General features: G+C 67.7%; 21 protein-coding genes and 1 riboswitch. Of the genes, 12 read left to right on the forward strand and 9 right to left on the reverse strand.

Going from position 1 to position 19,500, the window contains the following annotated elements; all coding sequences use genetic code 11:
- Window position 1: 1 nt before the first annotated feature.
- The gene (locus QZ471_RS00185) at window positions 2-709 is read right to left on the reverse strand and encodes an ABC transporter ATP-binding protein (protein ID WP_295460238.1); all 708 of its coding nucleotides are present in this window, start codon (window positions 707-709) and stop codon (window positions 2-4) included.
- A gap of 7 nt (window positions 710-716) precedes the next feature.
- Window positions 717-1,268 carry a DUF2796 domain-containing protein gene (locus tag QZ471_RS00190; protein WP_295460239.1) on the reverse strand — a complete coding sequence of 184 codons (552 nt, stop codon included), beginning with the start codon at window positions 1,266-1,268 and terminating at the stop codon, window positions 717-719.
- 122 nt (window positions 1,269-1,390) lie between these two features.
- Here QZ471_RS00190 and QZ471_RS00195 point away from each other — a divergent pair, with 122 nt between their 5' ends.
- The gene (locus QZ471_RS00195) at window positions 1,391-1,744 is read left to right on the forward strand and encodes a hypothetical protein (protein ID WP_295460241.1); all 354 of its coding nucleotides are present in this window, start codon (window positions 1,391-1,393) and stop codon (window positions 1,742-1,744) included.
- A 127-nt stretch (window positions 1,745-1,871) separates the two neighbouring features.
- Here QZ471_RS00195 and trxA read toward each other — a convergent pair whose 3' ends face one another.
- From trxA to QZ471_RS00210, 3 genes are all read right to left on the reverse strand, one after another.
- Window positions 1,872-2,741: a thioredoxin gene (gene trxA / locus QZ471_RS00200; RefSeq protein WP_295460242.1), complete on the reverse strand. Its 870-nt coding sequence runs from the start codon at window positions 2,739-2,741 to the stop codon at window positions 1,872-1,874.
- Between the two features lie 68 nt (window positions 2,742-2,809).
- Complete coding sequence (locus QZ471_RS00205) at window positions 2,810-3,457, reverse strand: 50S ribosomal protein L11 methyltransferase (RefSeq protein WP_295460243.1); 648 nt, start codon at window positions 3,455-3,457, stop codon at window positions 2,810-2,812.
- Window positions 3,454-3,918 carry a YbaY family lipoprotein gene (locus QZ471_RS00210; RefSeq protein WP_295460244.1) on the reverse strand — a complete coding sequence of 155 codons (465 nt, stop codon included), beginning with the start codon at window positions 3,916-3,918 and terminating at the stop codon, window positions 3,454-3,456. Before QZ471_RS00210 ends, QZ471_RS00205 begins: the two co-directional genes overlap by 4 nt.
- A 191-nt stretch (window positions 3,919-4,109) precedes the next feature.
- Between QZ471_RS00210 and nrdR the strand changes: the two genes are divergently transcribed.
- From nrdR to ribA, 10 genes are all read left to right on the forward strand, one after another.
- The gene (gene nrdR / locus QZ471_RS00215; RefSeq protein ID WP_007161213.1) at window positions 4,110-4,580 is read left to right on the forward strand and encodes a transcriptional regulator NrdR; all 471 of its coding nucleotides are present in this window, start codon (window positions 4,110-4,112) and stop codon (window positions 4,578-4,580) included.
- Window positions 4,577-5,701 (forward strand): bifunctional diaminohydroxyphosphoribosylaminopyrimidine deaminase/5-amino-6-(5-phosphoribosylamino)uracil reductase RibD, encoded by a 1,125-nt coding sequence (gene ribD / locus QZ471_RS00220; protein WP_295460245.1) that lies wholly within the window; start codon window positions 4,577-4,579, stop codon window positions 5,699-5,701. Before nrdR ends, ribD begins: the two co-directional genes overlap by 4 nt.
- Window positions 5,702-5,757: 56 nt before the next feature.
- Window positions 5,758-5,916: riboswitch (FMN riboswitch) on the forward strand.
- Window positions 5,917-6,058: 142 nt separating this feature from the next.
- Window positions 6,059-6,721 (forward strand): riboflavin synthase, encoded by a 663-nt coding sequence (locus tag QZ471_RS00225; RefSeq protein WP_295460247.1) that lies wholly within the window; start codon window positions 6,059-6,061, stop codon window positions 6,719-6,721.
- 10 nt (window positions 6,722-6,731) lie between these two features.
- Window positions 6,732-7,820 (forward strand): bifunctional 3,4-dihydroxy-2-butanone-4-phosphate synthase/GTP cyclohydrolase II, encoded by a 1,089-nt coding sequence (ribBA, locus tag QZ471_RS00230; protein ID WP_295460248.1) that lies wholly within the window; start codon window positions 6,732-6,734, stop codon window positions 7,818-7,820.
- Between the two features lie 109 nt (window positions 7,821-7,929).
- Window positions 7,930-8,406 (forward strand): 6,7-dimethyl-8-ribityllumazine synthase, encoded by a 477-nt coding sequence (ribE, locus tag QZ471_RS00235; protein WP_007161209.1) that lies wholly within the window; start codon window positions 7,930-7,932, stop codon window positions 8,404-8,406.
- A gap of 8 nt (window positions 8,407-8,414) precedes the next feature.
- Complete coding sequence (nusB, locus tag QZ471_RS00240) at window positions 8,415-8,894, forward strand: transcription antitermination factor NusB (RefSeq protein ID WP_027599169.1); 480 nt, start codon at window positions 8,415-8,417, stop codon at window positions 8,892-8,894.
- 15 nt (window positions 8,895-8,909) lie between these two features.
- Window positions 8,910-9,866: a thiamine-phosphate kinase gene (gene thiL, locus QZ471_RS00245; protein ID WP_295460249.1), complete on the forward strand. Its 957-nt coding sequence runs from the start codon at window positions 8,910-8,912 to the stop codon at window positions 9,864-9,866.
- Window positions 9,867-9,889: 23 nt separating this feature from the next.
- On the forward strand, window positions 9,890-10,399 hold the full coding sequence (locus QZ471_RS00250) for a phosphatidylglycerophosphatase A (RefSeq protein WP_295460250.1): 510 nt from the start codon (window positions 9,890-9,892) through the stop codon (window positions 10,397-10,399).
- A 27-nt stretch (window positions 10,400-10,426) separates the two neighbouring features.
- Entirely contained in the window at window positions 10,427-11,059 is a 633-nt protein-coding gene (locus tag QZ471_RS00255) for a TIGR02281 family clan AA aspartic protease (RefSeq protein WP_295460252.1), read from the forward strand.
- Window positions 11,060-11,357: 298 nt separating this feature from the next.
- Entirely contained in the window at window positions 11,358-11,978 is a 621-nt protein-coding gene (gene ribA / locus QZ471_RS00260; RefSeq protein WP_295460253.1) for a GTP cyclohydrolase II, read from the forward strand.
- Here ribA and QZ471_RS00265 read toward each other — a convergent pair whose 3' ends face one another.
- The 4 genes from QZ471_RS00265 to QZ471_RS00280 form a co-directional block, all read right to left on the reverse strand.
- Window positions 11,979-14,135 (reverse strand): methyl-accepting chemotaxis protein, encoded by a 2,157-nt coding sequence (locus tag QZ471_RS00265; protein WP_295460254.1) that lies wholly within the window; start codon window positions 14,133-14,135, stop codon window positions 11,979-11,981.
- Between the two features lie 127 nt (window positions 14,136-14,262).
- Entirely contained in the window at window positions 14,263-16,212 is a 1,950-nt protein-coding gene (gene dxs / locus QZ471_RS00270) for a 1-deoxy-D-xylulose-5-phosphate synthase (RefSeq protein ID WP_295460255.1), read from the reverse strand.
- A 150-nt stretch (window positions 16,213-16,362) separates the two neighbouring features.
- On the reverse strand, window positions 16,363-17,241 hold the full coding sequence (locus tag QZ471_RS00275; RefSeq protein WP_295460256.1) for a farnesyl diphosphate synthase: 879 nt from the start codon (window positions 17,239-17,241) through the stop codon (window positions 16,363-16,365).
- Window positions 17,238-17,480: an exodeoxyribonuclease VII small subunit gene (locus tag QZ471_RS00280; protein ID WP_007161201.1), complete on the reverse strand. Its 243-nt coding sequence runs from the start codon at window positions 17,478-17,480 to the stop codon at window positions 17,238-17,240. The genes QZ471_RS00275 and QZ471_RS00280 overlap by 4 nt, the downstream gene beginning before the upstream one ends.
- A 263-nt stretch (window positions 17,481-17,743) precedes the next feature.
- On the opposite strand from QZ471_RS00280, the gene ilvA reads away from it, so the two are divergent.
- On the forward strand, window positions 17,744-19,285 hold the full coding sequence (gene ilvA / locus QZ471_RS00285; protein WP_295460258.1) for a threonine ammonia-lyase, biosynthetic: 1,542 nt from the start codon (window positions 17,744-17,746) through the stop codon (window positions 19,283-19,285).
- Window positions 19,286-19,500 lie beyond the last annotated feature (215 nt).

Here is a 19,500-nt window from a genome sequence, read left to right on the forward strand (position 1 = left end):
CCTAGGTCTCCGGCCGGGCGGCGTTGAGTTGGGCCAGGGTCAGGTGGCGGTCGAAGCGACCGGCCAGGCTGCGGTCGTGGCTGACGAACAACAGGCCGGCACCGGCGGCGGCGCACTCGGCGAACAGCAGGTGCAGGAAAGCGTCGCGGTGATCGGTATCGAGGGCCGAGGTGGGCTCGTCGGCGATCACCAGTTCCGGCTGGCCGATCAGGGCGCGGGCGGCGGCGACCCGCTGTTGCTGGCCGATGGAGAGTTCTCGGGCCGGGCGCTTGGGCAGACTGGGATCGCTCAACCCCAGGGCGTTCAGCAAGGTGAGCGCGGCGTGCTGCGGAGCGCCGTGGCGCGCGCTGGCGCGTTCGCGGCGCAGGGCGGAGAACTGGCAGGGCAGCAGTACGTTGTCCAGCACCGAAAGAAAGGGCAGCAGGTTGAATTGCTGGAAGAGAAAGCCGGTGTGATCGACACGAAAGCGATCGCGCCGGGCAGTGGCAAGCTGTCCGAGATCCTGGCCGAGCAGCCGTACCTGGCCACGGCTGGGACGCTGCACGCCGCCGAGCAGGCCGAGCAGGGTGGTCTTGCCGCTACCGGAGGGGCCTTCGAGAAACAGCGCCTCGCCCCGTGCCAGCGAGAAGTGCCGGATGTCCAGGCACTCCGCCTGGCCGGGCCAGGCGAAGCCGAGGTCTTGGAGCTCGACCAGGGGCGTGGTGGTCACGAGCGTCTTACCACTTCAGCTGCGGTTGCCTGGCGGTCAGTTCGGCGCCTTGCTGGCCGCTGGCGACGATGGCCTGGACCTCGACGCTGTGGCTGTTGGGGAAGCGAGCGAACCAGCCGGAGAGATCCAGGCTATCGAGGGCGGTCGGCTTGCTGCAGCTGAAGCTCATGCTGGCTTCCACGTCCAGATGGCCGCTGGCCTTGGCGTCCGCGGCGAATAGGGGGCTGATGGCGCTAGCTTCGGTCAGGCGGCAATCGGCTGCCGCGGGCAGCTTCACCAGCGCCTGGGGATTTTCCAGGCTTTGCCGGAGGGCGGCGACGGCGTCCTTTTCCGCCTGGCTGCGCGGAGCGTGCTCGAAACCAACCAGGTCGGCTGCCGGGCTGCGCCACTGCAACTCCAGGCCGGTGTCGGTCTGGGCCAGGTCGAGGTGGGATTCGCCATGCACGTGGGCGCCCAGCGAGCCGTGCTCATGCTCGTCGTGGTCGTCCTGGGTGCCATGGGCGAAGACGGGTTGCGCGAGCGCGGCAGCAAGGCAGAGGGTCAGCAAGTACAGGCGCATGGTGGGCTTCCAATGGACGGGAAGGCGCTATGTTATGTTGTTGCTTTTGCGCGCCGCAACCTCGGTTTGGCGTCGGCCAGTGGCTGTGGGAGCATGGGCCTTGGTAAGACGAGGAGAACACCATGGTACGCATTCGCGGAACCATCGGCAGCCAGCCCGTGGATCTCACGGTGGAGCTGGATGACGCCGACTGGCAGCGCCTGGCCACCGCCTTGCGCCCGGCGGAGGCGCCCGTAGCTGCCGTCGCCGCTGCCGCGCCCAGCGGCCCCAAGTCGGGTGGTGACCTGCTGTGGGATCAGGTGGTGAAGTTGCTCAGCTCAGCCGGTCGGCTGAGTGGACCGGACATCCTCGTGGCGCTGGAGAAGTTGACCGGCAATCTAGGGGTGGCCAAGCAGTTGCTGGTACGACTGAGGCACAGCCCGCAGGTGCGCATGGAGCGGGTGGGGGAGGCACAGTTCTATATCTGGCAGGGGTGAGGCTGGAGCGAGATAGTGGAAAACGCTGCGCGGTTTTCCACGCTAAGGTAGATCGTCCACAGGGCCGCGATTGCTCCGGATGTGGATAAGGCTGCGTCCGCAGTGACGCAGCCTTTGTCGAGGGCTGTTAGTACAGTGCCTGATACAGCCGGCGGCGGTAGGTGGCGACCAACGGGTGGTCATTGCCCAGCAGATCGAAGACCTGCACCAGGGTCTTGCGCGGCAGGTCGTCGCCGTAGCCGCGATTGCGGCGGAACAGTTCCAGGAGACCATCCAGTGCCGGCTCGTATTGCTGGCGGGCGAGTTCCTGCACGGCCAATTGGTAGGCGGCTTCGTCGTCGCCGGCATCGCGGGCCAGGCGGCTCTTGAGGTCGGCGACGTCGGGCAGGCTGGTGGCCTGGCGCAGGAAGGTCAGCTGGGCGCGGGCCCCCGCCAGGGCCTGCTTGTGTTCGTCGCCCTTGACCGCGTCCAGCACGGCCTGGGCATCGTCCAGCTCGCCGCGCTCGGCCAGGCAACGGGCATAGAGGATCAGTGCCAGGGCGTCACTGTTGTCTTCTTCCAGCAGGGCCTTGAGCAGCGCTTCGGCTTCGGCGAAACGACCCTCGGCGAACAGTGCCTGGGCCGCCTCCAGCGGATCTTCCTCGGCCGGCGGCAGGGCCTGGACATGGGGCTCGAGCAGGGCGCGGATGGCCGATTCGGGCTGGGCGCCGGCGAAGCCGTCCACCGGCTGGCCATCCTTGAACAGCACCACGGTGGGCAGGCTGCGGATGCCGAATCTCATCACCAGTTCCTGCTCGATGTCGCAGTTGACCTTGGCCAGGTGCAGGGCGCCGCCGTAGGACTCGGTGATCTTGGCCAGTAGCGGCATCAGCACCTTGCAGGGGGCGCACCATTCGGCCCAGAAGTCCACCAGCACCGGGGTCGTGAAGGAGGCATCGATGACCTGTTGCTGGAAGGTATCGAGGGTGGCGTCGAAAATGTAGGGGACCTGGCTCATGGCGGACTCGGTAATCGAAAGATGCACTATAGGTGGGGGCGCCGGGCTTGGAAACAAGGTGGCCCGGCTCAGCCCTGATAGAGCGCCACGCGGCGGAATTCGTCCGGCTCGGCCAGATCCGGCAGGGTGCAGGCCTGGAGCATGGCGATCCGGGTGAAACCGGGGTGGACCAGGTCGCGGACCCGCGAATCAGCCAAGAGCACTCTTTCAGCGCGCCCTTGCAGCAGGTCCAGCAGGGGTAGGTTGGCCCGGTCGTAGAGGACATCGGCCGCCAGGATGAGATCGAAGCGCTCGGTACTGGCGTGCAGATCGTCCAGCGTCTCGATTTGCACAGCGTTGGCCCGGGCATTGGCACGACAGGCGGCGAGTGCCAGGGGATCAAGGTCGCAGCAGACCACCCGCGCGGCCCCGGCCCGGGCCGCGACGAGTCCAGCGACACACGAGCCGCTGCCGAAATCCAATACTTGGCGCCCAGCGACCGAGTTGGGGTTGGCAGCGATCCAGCGCGCCAGGGCGAGGCCGCTGGCCCAGCAGAAGCACCAGTAGGGCGGTGCCTCCAGCAGGCGCTGGGTTTCCGCAGGGGAAAAGGCCCGCGCCATGTTGGCCGGATCGATCAGCCACAGCGACAGGTCGCTGTCGGGCAGGGCCTGCAGCCTGAGCTGGGCGTCGCCGAGCAGTGTCGCCAGGGCGGCGGCGAGATCGACGGGCGGCGTCACGGGGTCTGGTTCAGCACCAGTTCGCCGAGGTTCTGGGTGGTCGGTCCCCCCACGCTCACCGGCGGCAGATAGCTGGCCAGCTGACCGGCCTGGATCAGGCGGGCGTGAAATTCCACCTTGAGATCCGGGCGGGTGGGAAAGATCTCGGGATTGAAGGGCAGGCGGAACGCCAGGGGCGCGCCCTTGCCGGTCACCGTCTCGCTGGCCAGCAGGCGCTGGGGCAGCCCCTTGGCGTTGACTGCCAGCAGGGCGATCTCCACCTGGGCGCCAGCCGGGACCAGCCCCTGGGCATTGCGCAGCACGCCGGAGATCTCGCGCAGATTGGCCGGGGTCGGCGCGCCGGCGACCGGTACCGGCTCGTCGGCCGGAGTGGTGGGCTGCGGCGGGGTGGCTTCGGGCGGACTGGAACAGGCGGCGAGCAGGCCGGTGAACAGCAGAGGCAGGAGGCGGCGTGAGGTCATGACGGATTCCGTAGGTCGCAGCCGGAACAGGCTGCACGGGAGGCTGGGTGGTCCGGACAGGAGGCCAGCAGACATAGCGCGCTCTTATAGCCCAGCGGCCCCTGGCTGTCGATTCGTCCGGCACCCGGAGGTTCCCGGCAGGGGGTGATCGGGTACCATGAAGGCTTTCCCTTCCGGCGGTCGACTCTCCCATGCATTGTCCCTTCTGCGGCGCCCACGACACCAAGGTCACGGATTCCCGGCTGGTTGCGGCCGGCGAGCAGGTGCGTAGGCGGCGCGAATGTCTGGCCTGCCAGGAACGCTTCACCACCTTCGAGACCGCCGAACTGGTGCTGCCGCGACTGATCAAGCAGGACGGCACCCGCCAGCCCTTCGATGAGGACAAGCTGCGCGCCGGCATGCAGCGCGCCCTGGAGAAGCGCCCGGTGAGCGTCGAGCGCCTGGAAGAGGCCATCGCCCTGATCAAGCATCGGCTGCGCGCCACCGGCGAGCGGGAGATCCGTTCCCGGGTGGTGGGCGAGCTGGTGATGGACGAGCTGCGCAAGCTCGACCAGGTGGCCTACATCCGCTTCGCCTCGGTCTATCGGCAATTCCAGGACCTGGCCGAATTCCGCGACGAGATCGAGCGCCTGGCCCAGGACCCGGGCAAGCAACCGGTATGAACAACGCCAACGAGGTGAACGACGAATTCTGGATGGCGCGCGCCCTGGCGCTGGCGGCGCTTGGCCGCTACAGCACGGCGCCCAATCCACGAGTGGGCTGCGTCATCGTCCGCGACGGTCAGGTGGTGGGCGAGGGCTGGCATCGCCAGGCCGGCGGTCCCCATGCCGAGGTGCATGCCCTGCGTCAGGCGGGGGAGGCCGCGCGTGGCGCCACCGCCTATGTGACCCTGGAACCCTGCAGCCACCATGGCCGCACCCCGCCCTGCGCCGATGCCCTGGTGGCCGCTGGCGTGGCCGAGGTGGTGGCCGCCATGACCGATCCCAATCCGCTGGTGGCCGGCCGTGGCCTGGCGCGCCTCACCGCTGCCGGCATCGCCACCCGCGCCGGGGTGCTGGAGGCCGAGGCCCGGGCACTCAATGCCGGCTTCATCCAGCGCATGCTCACCGGGCGGCCCTTCGTGCGAGTCAAGCTGGCGCTGAGTCTGGATGGTCGCACCGCCATGGCCAATGGCGAGAGCCAGTGGATCACCGGACCGGCGGCGCGCCAGAGCGTCCAGCGGCTGCGCGCCGAAGCCGGCGTGGTGATCACCGGCGCCGATACCGTGCTGGCGGACGGTGCACGCCTCACGGTTCGTTCGAATGAGTTGGGCCTGACCGGCGAGGAGCTGGAGCTGGCCACCCTGCGTACGCCGCAGCGGTTGCTGATCGATGGCCGCGGCCGGGTGCCGCTGGATGCGCCCTTCTTCCAGGCCGGCACTGCGCGGGTCGCCGGTATGGCTGCCGAGGCGCCCACCTATGCGGCGGCCGGTCATGACTACCTGTCTCTGCCGGGTATCAACGGCCAGGTCGATCTGGCGGCCCTGCTGACCCGACTGGGCAGCGAGCAGGTCAACGATGTCCTGGTGGAGGCCGGCCCACGTCTCGCCGGTGCCTTCGCCCGGGCCGGCTTGGTCGATGAATACCACCTGTTCCTGGCGCCCAAATTCCTCGGCTCCAGTGCCCGGCCATTGCTGGACTGGCCGCTGGAGCACCTGGCCCAGGCGCCGCAGCTGGAAATCGTCAGCGCGACGCCGGTGGGCGCGGACCTGCACCTGATCGCCCGGCCCCTGCGCGACACCTGACGCCCCTGGCCCCCCGACGGCGAACTGTGTTACAAAACCTGCGCCACCTTGGAGTGGCAAGTTCTCAGGGCGGGGTGCAATTCCCCACCGGCGGTAATGCCCGATCAGTCGGGACGAGCCCGCGAGCGCTCCCCGGTCCTCCGTGGCAGGGGAGGTCAGCAGACCCGGTTGGATCCCGGGGCCGACGGTCATAGTCCGGATGAGAGAGAACGGGATAGCCTCGCCTGGCAGGGGTGCGAGCCCCTCGTCCGTCTGATTTCCCTTCTGTCCGTGCGCCCTGTTTTTTCACCGAAACAGGAGTTCGTCGATGTCTAGCTGCACCGCCTGTTCGGCTCTACCTCTCGGAGGCCTGAGCTGATGTTCACCGGAATCATCGAAGCCCTCGGCGAGATCCGCGCCCTCACGCCCAAGGGCGGAGACGTGCGCCTCTACGTCGCCACCGGCAAACTCGACCTTGCCGACGTCAAGCTCGGCGACAGCATTGCCGTCAACGGGGTCTGCCTCACCGCCGTGGAATTGCCCGGCGACGGCTTCTGGGCCGACGTCAGTCGCGAGACCCTGAGCCTCACCAGCCTGGGCGGCCTCAAGCCCGGCAGCAAGGTCAACCTGGAAAAGGCGCTGATGCCCACCAGCCGGCTCGGTGGCCACCTGGTCAGCGGCCACGTGGACGGTTTGGGCGAAGTGGTCTCCCGTGCCGATAACGCCCGTGCCGTGCAATTCCGCCTGCGCGCCCCGGCCGAGCTGGCCCGCTACATCGCGCTCAAGGGCTCCATCACCGTGGACGGCGTCAGCCTCACGGTGAACGCGGTGGACGGCGCCGAATTCGAGCTGACCATCGTCCCCCACACCCTCGGCGAGACGATCATGGCCGACTACCGCCCCGGACGCCGGGTGAACCTGGAGGTGGACCTGCTGGCCCGCTACCTGGAGCGCCTGCTCATGGGTGACAAGGCCGCCGAATCCAGCAAGGGCGGCGTCACCGAACACTTTCTCGCCGAACACGGCTATCTGCAGCGCTAAGGACGACACCGTGGCACTTTCCAGCATCGAAGACATCATCCAGGACATCCGCGCGGGCAAGATGGTCATCCTCATGGACGACGAGGACCGCGAGAACGAAGGCGACATCATCATCGCCTCCGAATGCGTTACCGCCGAACACATCAACTTCATGGCGCGCCACGCCCGCGGCCTGATCTGCATGCCCATGAGCAAGGCCCTCTGCGAGCGCCTCAACCTGCCGATGATGGCCAGCCGCAACGCCTCCGGCTTCGGCACCAAGTTCACCGTGTCCATCGAGGCCGCCGAAGGCATCAGCACCGGCATCTCCGCCGCCGACCGCGCGCGCACCGTGCAGGCCGCCATCGCCAAGGACGCCAAGCCCGGCGACGTGGTCAGCCCCGGCCACATGTTCCCGCTGATGTCCCAGCCCGGTGGCGTGCTGGCCCGCGCCGGCCATACCGAAGCCGCCTGCGACCTGGCACGCATGGCTGGCTTCGCCGAGAGCGGGGTGATCTGCGAGGTGATGAACGACGACGGCACCATGGCCCGTCGCGACGAGCTCGAAGCCTTCGCCGAACAGCACGGCCTCAAGGTCGGCACCATCGCCGACCTCATCCACTACCGCCTGCTGCACGAGCACACCGTCAAGCGCATCGACGAGCAGCAATTGGAGACCGAACTCGGCTCCTTCAAGCTGGTGACCTATCGCGACGAGGTGGAGGGCGACGTCCACCTGGCGCTGATCCGTGGCGACCTGGCCAGCCAGGAGTTGCCACTGGTGCGGGTGCACAACATGGACCCGCTGCGCGACCTGCTGCAGGTCCATCAGCCGGGCCGCTGGAGCCTGCGCAGCGCCATGGAGCGGGTGGCTCGCGAAGGCGCCGGCGTGGTGCTCTTGCTCGGCCACTCCCTGGAAGGCGATGACCTGCTGGCACATCTGCGCGAGCCGCTGCCGGTGCCCAAGGCGCTGTCCACCTACAGCACCGTCGGTGCCGGTTCGCAGATCCTGCGCGACCTGGGCATTCGTCAGATGCGCCTGCTCAGTTCGCCGATGAAGTTCAACGCCATATCCGGCTTCGACCTGGAAGTAGTAGAATATCTGCCTCCTGAAGAATGACCCTTCCGCCTGGCGCGCCTTGCCCGGGTGGTGTGGCGCGCTTCACCTGGATTTCCACGGACGGCCCGGCATTGCCGGCCGTCCGGCTCTTTGACAACTGGACCCGCACATGAACATCAAGACCTTTGAAGGCACCTTCATCGCTCCCCAGGGCCGCTTCGCGCTGGTGGTCGGCCGCTTCAACAGCTTCGTCGTCGAGAGCCTGCTGCAGGGCGCCATCGACGCCCTGGTGCGTCACGGCATCAAGCCGGACGACCTGACCATCATCCGCGTCCCCGGCGCCTTCGAGATCCCGCTGGCCGTGCAGAAGATCGCCCAGCGCGACGAATTCGACGCCATCATCGCCCTCGGCGCGGTGATCCGCGGCGGCACCCCCCACTTCGAATACGTGGCCGGCGAGTGCACCAAGGGCCTGGCCCAGGTTTCCATGGAATTCGGCGTACCGGTGTCCTTCGGTGTCCTGACCGTCGACTCCATCGAGCAGGCCATCGAGCGTTCCGGCACCAAGGCCGGTAACAAGGGCGCCGAAGCCGCGCTGTCCGCCCTGGAAATGGTCAGCCTGCTGGCGCAGTTGGAGGCCAAGTGAGCGGCGATTTGACTCCGCCCGCGGCCGGCAAGCCCGCAGGCAAGAAAGCCCCCACCGGCAAACTGGCTGCCCGCCGCGAAGCGCGCAGCCTGTCGGTCCAGGCGCTGTACCAGTGGCACATGGCGGGCCAGGCGATCAACGAAATCGAGGCGCAGTTTCGCGTCGACAACGATTTCGCCAAGGTCGACGGCGCCTACTTTCATGAAATCCTCCACGGCGTCCCGGCCAACAAGGGCGAGATCGACGGCCTGATCCTGCCCTGCCTGGACCGTGCCATGGACGAGGTCGACCCGGTCGAGCTGGCCGTGCTGCGGCTGTCCTGCTACGAGTTGCTCAAGCGCATCGACGTGCCCTATCGCGTGGTGATCAACGAGGGCATCGAGCTGGCCAAGATCTTCGGCGCCACCGACGGCCACAAGTTCGTCAACGGCGTGCTGGACAAGCTGGCGCCCAAGCTGCGCAGCGCCGAGTTGCGCGGCAAGCGCTGATTCGTCCGCGCTGGCATGGGTGAATTCGAACTCATCCGCCGCTATTTCGCCGCGGCGCCCTGTGCCCGTGGCGGACCTGGCGTGGCCCTGGGCATCGGTGACGACTGCGCCCTGCTGGCGCTCGCGTCCGGCGAGCAACTGGCGGTCTCCACCGATACCCTGACCGCCGGGGTGCACTTTCCCGATCCCTGCCCGGATGCTTTCGGCCTCGGCCAACGCGCCCTGGCGGTGAGCGCCAGCGATCTGGCCGCCATGGGCGCCGCGCCCCTGGGCTTCACCCTGGCGCTGACCCTGCCGAGCGTCGAGCCCGCCTGGCTGGAGGGCCTGGCGGCAGGACTTGCGCAGATGGCCGAGCAGTGCGAGTTGCGTCTGGTCGGTGGCGACACCACCCGCGGTCCTCTGTCCCTTACCGTCACGGTCTTCGGGCGAGTTCCAGCCGGACAGGCGCTGCTGCGCAGTGGTGCCCGGCCGGGTGATCTGCTGTGCCTGGGCGGCGCGCCCGGTGAGGCGGGTGGGGCCTTGCCCTTCGTCCTCGGTCAGCGTGCAGCGGAGGGCGACGCGAGTCGGCACCTGCTGGCGCGCTACTGGGCGCCGCAACCGCAATTCGCCCTCGGCCTCTGGCTGCGCGGGCGGGCGACGGCGGCCCAGGACGTCTCCGACGGCCTGGTGGCCGATTGCGGCCACATAGCCGCGGCCTCCGGGGTGCGCCTGGTGGTGGAGACGGCGCGGCTGCCGGTGAGTCCGGCGCTGGCCGAGCTATTCCCGGCCGACGAGGGGCTGCGCCTGGCCCTGGGCGCGGGCGACGACTATCTGCTGGTCTTCACCCTGCCGCCGGACCAGGCCCCGGCCCTGGCCGCGGCTTGGCCCCAGGCGCAGGTGATCGGGCGGGTCGAGGCGGGCAGCGGCGTCACTGTCCTTGCGGCAGACGACCAGCCCATGGCCCTGACACAAACCGGTTTCCAACATTTCTAGCGCCCTGGCGCGGAGTCCTTTCCTTGAGCGAACACCAAGCCCCCGCCCAGCCGGTCCCCCTGTCGGTCTGGCGCGATCCCTGGCACTTCCTGGCCTTCGGTCTCGGCTCCGGTACCCTGCCCAAGGCGCCCGGTACCTGGGGCTCGCTGATCGCCTTGCCCTTCGTGCCCCTGTGGCACCTGCTCACTGGCTGGAGCTATCCGCTGCTGTTGGTGATCCTGACGCTGTTCGGCTGCTGGCTGTGCGGCAAGGTCGCCCGGGAGCTGGGCGTCCATGACCACGAGGGCATCGTCTGGGACGAGATGGTCGGCATCTGGATCACCTTCTGGCTGGCACCACCGGGGTTGATCTGGCTACTGGTGGGTTTCGTCGCCTTCCGCGTGCTAGACATCTGCAAGCCCTGGCCAATCCGCTGGCTGGATGTCAATGTCCGCGGCGGTGTCGGCATCATGGTCGACGATGTGCTGGCCGGCGTCCTCGCCTGGCTGGTCGTTCAGGGGCTACATCTCGGTTGGGGTCATCTCGTCGGCTGACGGGACACAGGCCCAAGGAGCAGGGCAGTGAAAAGACTGGGCGCGTACGGCCTCTTGTTGGCCGTCGGTTCGCTCGCCTGGGCGCAACCCCAGGTCAGGGTCGTGGGGTTGTTCAATGGCGCTGCTGTGGTCAACGTCAACGGGCAGCGCAAGCTGCTCAAGGTCGGGCAGCGCCTGGACGACGTCGAGGTAGTCAGCGCGGATGCCCAGCAAGCGGTGCTGCGCATCGACGGTCGCACCCAGACCTTTACCCTCGACCGTGAATACAGCGACGGCTACAGCGCGCCGCAGCGCCGGGAATTCAGCATCCCCCGCAGCAACAACGGCCATTACCAGGTCACCGCCTCGATCAATGGCCGACCGGTCGCGCTGCTGGTGGATACCGGCGCCACCAGCATCGCCCTGAGCGGTGCCCAGGCCGACCAGTTGGGCATCAAGTACCGCGACGGTACCCCGGGCTGGGTGGAGACCGCCAGCGGCCATGCCCGTGCCTGGCGCACCACCCTCAACCAGGTCCGCCTGGGCGATATCGAGGTGCTGGGGGTGGAGGCCATGGTGCTGGAAGGCAATTATCCGAGCCAGGGGCTGCTGGGCATGAGCTTCCTCAATCGGGTCGGCTGGCGCGAAGCCCAGGGTGTCCTTTACGTCCAGGCGCGCTGAGAGCCTGTTCAAAATCTGCTGCGCGTCGGCCAAACGGCGTTGAAAATGGCCTGGAAGGCCAGCCCCGCCTGGGCGGCCCCGTCGCAATGCTCATTTACCACTCGTAAACCCGAGCGCGGGTCCGATCCGCTTCCTCAGCCGTTTTCGCGGGGCCGCCTAGGCCTTGTTTGGCTCTAGCGCGCGAGATTTTAAACAGGCTCTAATAGATCGCGACGTGTCGTCGTCATAACCCCTGGCGATGACGCCCGACCCGGGGAAAAGGTTACAATGTACGTCTTTCCCCGCCAGGAGCCCGCAGGTGTCCGTCGTCTTTGTCGCCGCCTCCCAACTGCCCACCCCCTTCGGCCTGTTCACCATGCACGGTTTCCTCGACGAGGCCGATGGCAAGGAGCATGTCGCTCTGACCTTCGGTGACGTGGCCGATGGCGAGCCAGTGCTGGGCCGCCTGCATTCCGAATGCCTGACCGGTGACGCCCTGTTCAGCCTGAGATGCGATTGCGGCTTCCAGCTGGAAGCGGCGCTGCGCGCCATCGCCGAAGCCGGACGTGGGGTGCTGCTCTACCTGCGCCAGGAAGGGCGGGGCATCGGCCTGCTCAACAAGATCCGCGCCTACGAGTTGCAGGACGCCGGTGCCGATACGGTGGAGGCCAATGAACGCCTGGGCTTCGGCGCCGACCAGCGCACCTACGCCCTGTGCAAGCCGATGCTCGAGCACCTCGGCGTCAACTCGCTGCGGCTGATGACCAACAACCCGCGCAAGGTCAAGGCGCTCGAGGCCCTGGGCATTCCGGTCGCCGAGCGCGTTCCCCTGCAGGAAGGGCTCAACCCGCACAACCGGCGCTACCTGCTGACCAAGGCCGGCAAGCTCGGCCATATGCTCGGCAATCTGCATCAGAACGAAGAGATCGCCGAGTCCTGATCAACCGGCCGTGCGCGCCGGCTCCAGGCGCTGTGCGGCTTCCTGCAATTCCAGCACCTGCTGATCCACGTTGCGGCTGGCACCCAGGGTAGCCTGGGCCAGGTCGGCACTGCGCCGGGCCTGATCCAGACTGGCCTCGGTACGTACCTGCAACTGATTGGCGCTGGTGTCCAGGGTCTCCAGGGTATGGCTGATCTGGGTCAGATGCTCCTGCAGCAGGCCGACATCGCGGTCGATGGCACCGAGCGCTTCCTGGGCCTGGTCCGAGCGGGTACGGGAGGTCTGGGCGTCTTCCTTGCAGCGCTGCATGGCGGCCACCGCCTGTTCCGACAGGACGCGGATCTGGTCGAGAATGCTGGCGATCTCGCGGGTCGAGTCCGCCGAGTGGTTGGCCAGGCGGCGCACCTCGTCGGCGACCACGGCGAAGCCACGGCCCTGGTCGCCGGCGCGGGCCGCCTCGATGGCGGCGTTGAGCGCCAGCAGGTTGGTCTGCTCGGCGATGCCACGAATGGTATCGGTGACGTGGCGCACCGCGTGGGTCTGCTCGTTCAGCGCGCCGATGGTGCTGGCGGAGACGCCGATGGTGCCATCGAGAGTCTCCAGGTCACGGGCCACCTGGCCCACCAGCAGGTTACCGTTGTCACTGCCACTGCGGGCGCGGGTCGACAAGCCGCTGCTGTCGCGGACATGGGCGGCCATCTCCTGGCTGCCCTGCAGCATGAGCTGCATGGCCTGGGCGTTGGCCTCCGCCGCCTGGCGCTGCTGCGCGGCCTCCTGGCTGGCGTGCTGGGCGCCGCGTTGGAGACCTTCGGCGTCCTGGCCTAGCGTCTGGGTAACCTGCTTGACGGTCTGTAGCGAGGTATCCAGCCGGTCGACGAAGCTGTTGATCCAGGTTGCCAGTTCGCCGGTCTCGTCGACGCGAAAGCCTTGGCGATCCAGGCGTTGTTCGAGACTGCCGCCGCACTCGGCGATGTCCAGGAAGAAGTCGCAGAGACTGCGCAGGCGGCGGGTGCAGGGCGCCACCACCAGGGTGCCGTAGAGCAGGGCGGCGAGGCCCGCGCTACCCAGGGCGAAGACGCCCTGCCAGGCCGGTTGCCAGAGGCTCAGGGCGGCCTGCAGGCCCCAGGCACCGCCCGCCAGCAGCAGGGCGCCGAGCAGCAGGTGCTGGGTCAGGCTGCCGCCGCGATAGGCCTCCTCCAGATCAGCCTCGCACAGCAGGCCCCAGGTGTCCGGTGAACCCGGCAATTGCAGAGTGAGGCCGGCGCCTATCACCGGAACGTGGCGATAGTCGGAGTAGCCGGGATAAGCGACGAAGAGGTTACGGCCCTTGCGGATGGTCTCGCGTACCCCGGGATGCAACTCCTTGGTCGCCGGCGCGGTGAATTTCAGTTCGAACTCGGTGTGTTCGCGCACCCGCACCGTGCCGAAGGGGGTCGCCACGCCCTGCTTGAGATTGTCCCCGGCGGTGAAGGTGGCATCTTCGAAGCGCGACCGTGACAGCGCGGTTCCCGCTGCGATGCCGGGGTCGGCGACGGCCTTGATCATGAACAGGTAGTTGTCGCCGGAGTCCGGGAAAACGTGGCCCGCCTCACGCTGGATGAGATCGCTGAGCACGTCGTTGGGCAGCCGCAGGCAGAGACAGCCCAGCGGTTTGCCGGCCTGGCGCAGCGGCTGGTGGAACATCAGGGTGACGGCGTCGTGGAAGGCCGAGGTGGTCGGCCCCAGAGCGAGGGTGACCGGATCGCGATAGGGGCCCTGCAGGAAGGGCCCCTGCAGACCACGGGCGAGGGCTTGGCCGTCGTGGCGGCTGCCCTGACGCTGGCGCGCGGTGGAGGCGAGGATCAGCCCCTGGGCGTCCACCACGAAGAGTTCCGAGGCGCTGGAAAGATGCGCCAGGGATTCGTCCAGACTACGCGGATCGATGTTCGGCCAATCGGTTTCGAGCACAGCGGCGATGCGTTGCAACTGCTGCCAGTGCCGCTGGGTCCAGGACAGCAACAGGTCCCGCCGGGTATTGGCCAGGCCGGTGAAGGTCTTTCCCAAACGTGCCTGGCGACCCCCGTTACGCAGACAGGCCCAGCCGCGGGCGAACTTGCCATTGCGGCCCAGCCAGGGCAGCCAGCGGCGCTCTTGGCCGCTCAATTCCATGTCGCTCATGAAGCTAAGTCCTTGCAGCCGATAGGGATAATACCTTATCGGCTAGCATGAGCGAGGCTTTAACCCCGAGCTAGAGGGGTTTGGACGAGGCGGCCAGCTGGCCGGATCAGCGGCACGGCGGCTCTGCTCAGGCCGAGGCGCCGCGGGCCAGGCGGGGTGCCTCGCTGGTTGCGGTGGCGTCCAGCAGCGCCAGGCGCGCGCGCACCGCGTGCTCGATGCCGGCCGCGTCCAGTCCGCACTCGGCGAGCATCTCGGCCGGCTTGGCGTGCTCGATGTAGCTGTCCGGCAGGCCCAGGTTGAGCACCGGTTGGACCAGGGCATTGGCCTGCAGGAATTCGTTGACCGCACTACCGGCGCCACCCATGACGCTGTTCTCCTCGACGGTGACCAGCAGGTCGTGGTCGGCGGCGAACTGACGGATCAGCGCCTCGTCCAGCGGCTTGACGAATCTCATGTCGGCCACGCTGGCGTCCAGGCCCTCAGCGACCTGCAGGGTTTCGGCCAGTTGCACGCCAAAGACCAGGAAGCCGACCTTGGTGCCGTTCTTCAGGCTGCTCTGGCGACGCACCACGCCTTTACCGATAGGCAGGGGTTCCAGGCCCGGATCCAGCGCGGCGTTGGGGCCGCTACCACGCGGGTAGCGCACCGCGGCTGGGCCCTGGTGGCGATAGCCGGTGGTGAGCAGGCGGCGCAGCTCGTTCTCGTCGCTGGGCGCCATGATCACCATGCCGGGGATGCAGCGCAGATAGGCCAGGTCGAAGCTGCCGGCGTGGGTAGGGCCGTCTTCGCCGACCAGACCGGCGCGGTCGATGGCGAAGAGCACGTCCAGGTTCTGCACCGCGACGTCGTGGATCAGTTGATCGTAGGCGCGTTGCAGGAAGGTCGAATAGATGGCCACCACCGGCTTCATGCCGTCGCAGGCCAGGCCGGCGGCCAGGGTCACCGCATGCTGCTCGGCGATGGCCACGTCGAAATAGCGCTCGGGGAAGCGTTCGGCGAAGCGGATCAGGTCGGAGCCTTCCTTCATCGCCGGGGTGATGCCCACCAGCTTGGGATCGGCGGCGGCCATATCGCACAGCCAGTCGCCGAAGATGTTGGAGTACTTGGGCGCGCCCGGACGCTTGGGCTTGGCGTCCAGCGGCTCCAGCTTGGTGATGGCGTGGTAGCCGATGGGATCGGCCTCGGCGATGGACAGGCCCTTGCCCTTGCGGGTGATCACATGGAGGAATTGCGGCCCCTTGGCGTCGCGCAGGTTGCTCAGGGTGGTGACCAGGGTCGGCAGGTCGTGGCCGTCGATGGGGCCTATGTAGTTCCAGCCCAGCTCCTCGAAGAGGGTGCCGGGGACCAGCATGCCCTTGGCGGCCTCTTCGGTGCGGCGGGCGATTTCCCAGGCGCCGGGCAGCTTGGACAGGGCCTTCTTGCCATTTTCGCGCAGGTGCTGGTAGGTGCGGCTGGAGAGCAGGCGCGCCAGGTAGTTGGACAGACCACCGACATTGCGCGAGATGGACATGTCGTTGTCGTTGAGCACCACCAGCATGTTGGCGCCGGTGTCCGAGGCGTGGTTGAGCGCCTCGAAGGCCATGCCGGCGGTCAGGGCGCCGTCGCCGATCACCGCCACCGACTTGCGCTCGATGCCTTGCAGCTGGGCGGCGATGGCCATGCCCAGGGCGGCGCCGATGGAGGTGCTGGAGTGGCCGACGCCAAAGGTGTCGTACTCGCTTTCGCTACGGCGCGGGAAGGCGGCCAGGCCGTCCTTTTGGCGCAGGCTGGCCATGCCTTCGCGGCGACCGGTGAGGATCTTGTGCGGATAGGCCTGGTGGCCGACGTCCCACACCAGCCGGTCTTCCGGGGTATTGAAGACGTAGTGCAGGGCCACGGTCAGTTCGATGACGCCCAGGCCGGCGCCGAAGTGACCGCCGGTCTGGCCCACGGTCCACAGGAGAAAGGCGCGCAGTTCGTCGGCGACGGCTTCCAGCTCGGCGTCACCGAGCTGGCGCAGCTGGACCGGCGAGTCGATGCGGTCGAGCAGGGGCGTCGCGGGACGCTGGCGGGGAATCTCGTGAAACGTCTTGGGCATCTGGCTGATCACTTTGCGCAGAGAATTCGGCAGTTTACCCGATGCCCGCGTGGCATCCCAACAGCGGGCAGGGCGTCTTGTTATGCCCCTGTGACAACGGACCCGGGGGCAAATGCGGCCCGGGTCACGAGTTTTTCCGCGAGCGGAGACTTAGCTGCGCCGTCCGACGATGTAGCGGGCCAGGGCGCGTAGGGGTTCGGCGCGTTCGCCCAGGGGTGCGATGGCGGCCAGGGCCGTGTCGCACAGCTCCAGGGCATAGGCCTTGGCCGCCTCCAGCCCGAGCAGTGCCGGGTAGGTCGGTTTGTCGCGGGCGAGATCAGCGCCCTGGCGTTTGCCCAGGGTCTGCGTATCGCTCTCGATGTCGAGCACGTCGTCCCACACCTGGAAGGCCAGGCCGATGGCCTGGGCGTAGCGGGCCAGGGCCTCTCGGTCGGCTGCGGTGGCGGTGCCACTGGCGAGGGCCCCGAGTTGCACGCTGGCGGCGATCAGGGCGCCGGTCTTGTGCAGGTGCATGGTCTCCAGCGCCGGCTGGTCGATGCGCCGCCCTACTGACTCCAGGTCGATGGCCTGGCCGCCGACCATGCCGGCCGGGCCGCTGGCGCGGGCCAGGGTGGCGACCATCTCCAGGCGCACCGCGGCATCCTGGGGCGCCGCCAGCAGGGTCTCGAAGGCCAGGGTCTGCAGGCCGTCGCCGGCGAGGATGGCGCAGGCTTCGTCATAGGCCTTGTGGGTGGTGGGCCGGCCACGGCGCAGGTCGTCGTCGTCCATGGCCGGCAGGTCGTCGTGGACCAGGGAGTAGGCGTGGATCAGCTCCACCGCGCAGGCGGCCTGGTCGGCGCGCGCCGGGTCGCCGCCCAGGGCTTCGCAGGCGGCATAGACCAGCAGCGGCCGCACCCGCTTGCCGCCACCCATGACGCTGTAGGCCATGGCGTGGTAGAGACGGCCGAGTTCCGGGCGCGGCGCTTCAAAGAGGGGGGCGAGGGCACTGTCGACGCGAGTCTGGCAGCGTTGCTGGTAGGCCTCGATCATGCGTCGTCCCCGACGGGGGCGAAGGGGGCAGCACTGAGTTCGCCGTCCTTTTCCAGCAGGATCTGCACCTTCTGCTCGGCCTGGGCCAGGGCGCCCTGGCATTCGCGGGTCAGACGGATGCCCTGTTCGAAGGCACCTAGGGAGTCCTCCAGGGATAGCTCGCCGCTTTCCAAGCGTTCCACCAGGGTCTGCAGTTCGGCCAGGGATTGTTCGAAGTCGGGAGCTTTCTTGCGGGCCATCGGGATTCTCGGCAGAGGCGATCGGGTCGCGGGAAGTGGGCTACAGGTCAGCCATTGTGCCACAGCCATCGGCGCTGCTTGACGCCGTGCCCGGCCAGGCCCTAGGGTAGCGGTCATGAAAACGCGCAGCCCCCAACGCCCCAGCATTATTACCGCCATTACCTGATGGCGGGACAGCGTTAGCTGCGCAACCAAACCCGCCCAAGAGGCGGGTTTGTACTTTCTGACTCCTGGGCCCCGACGAAACACCCCAGGAGCCCGCCATGACCGCCCAGGAACCCGCCACCGACCTCTTGCAGCGTTATGCCCGCAAGATCCTCGAAGCCCCCGTCTACGACGTGGCGATCGAAACGCCTCTGCAACCGGCGCGGGCGCTGTCCGAGCGACTGGGTTGCCAGGTGCTGCTCAAGCGCGAAGACCTGCAGCCGGTGTTCTCCTTCAAGATCCGCGGTGCCTACACCAAGCTGGCCAGTCTCTCGACCGAGGAAAAGGCCCGCGGGGTGATCGCCGCCAGCGCCGGCAACCACGCCCAGGGACTGGCCCTGGCCGCTCGCGAGCTGGGGGTGCGGGCGATCATCGTCATGCCGCGCACCACGCCCGAACTCAAGGTCATCGGCGTGCAGTCCCGCGGTGGCGAGGTGGTGCTGCACGGCGATGCCTTCCCCGAGGCCCTGGCCGAGGCGCTACGGCTGGTCGAGGAGCAGGGCTACACCTTCGTCCCGCCCTATGACGACCCTGACGTCATCGCCGGCCAGGGCACCGTAGCCATGGAGATCCTGCGTCAGCATCCGGGGCGGTTGGACGCTATCTTCGTCCCCGTGGGTGGCGGTGGTCTGATCGCCGGTATCGCCGCCTACGTGAAATACCTGCGCCCCGAGATCAAGGTGATTGGCGTGGAGCCCGACGACTCCAACTGCCTGCAACAGGCCATGGTGGCGGGCGAGCGGGTGGTCTTGCCAAGGGTAGGGCTGTTCGCCGACGGCGTGGCCGTGGCCCAGATCGGCCATCACACCTTCGAGGTCTGCCGGCGTTATGTGGATGAAGTCATCACCGTCAGCTCCGACGAGATTTGCGCAGCGATCAAGGACATCTACGACGACACCCGCTCCATCACCGAACCGGCCGGCGCCCTGGGTGTTGCAGGGATCAAGAAGTACGCCGAGCGAGAAGGCTGCGGCGGTCAGGTGTTGGTGGCCATCGATTCCGGTGCCAACATCAACTTCGACCGGCTGAGACACGTGGCCGAGCGGGCCGAACTGGGCGAGCAGCGCGAAGCCATCATCGCCGTGACTATCCCCGAGCGTCCGGGCAGCTTCCGCGCCTTCTGCGAAGCCCTGGGCCGGCGGCAGATCACCGAATTCAACTACCGCTACCATACCGGCGAAGAGGCGCACATCTTCGTTGGCGTCCAGACCCATCCCCAGCGCGATCCGCGCGAGGCCCTGCTCCAGGGCCTGCGCGACCAGGGGTTCCCGGTGCTGGACCTGACCGACAACGAACTGGCCAAGCTGCATATCCGCCATACCGTGGGTGGCCATGCCGCGCGGGTGGATCAGGAGCAGGTGTTCCGCTTCGAATTCCCCGAGCGCCCGGGTGCGCTGTTCGACTTCCTCGAACGCCTGGGCGGGCGCTGGAACATCAGTATGTTCCACTACCGCAACCACGGGGCGGCGGATGGTCGGGTGTTCGCGGCGCTTGAAGCGAGCCAGGCGGAAAGGGCGGAACTGCTGACGACCTTGGATGCCATCGGTTATCGCTACTGGGACGAGACGGAGAATCCGGCATATCGGTTGTTCATTGGCTGATTGGGTTTCAGAATCGCGGCCATGGCTGCCCGCTAACGTGGCTGCTCTGCATTGATCGCGGCCATGGGCCGCTCCTACAGGGTGCATTCATGCCGGTAGGAGCGGCCCGTGGCCGCGATTGCCTGTAACGGGCCCTGGGGCCTATCAGTGGAAAACGCTGCGCGGTTTTCCACGCTACGAACTGCGGAGTCCAATCGCCCCCTCTCCCTGTGGGA

Origin of the sequence: uncultured Pseudomonas sp., from assembly GCF_913774235.1 — a bacterium.
Classification (GTDB): Bacteria; Pseudomonadota; Gammaproteobacteria; order Pseudomonadales; family Pseudomonadaceae; genus Chryseomonas.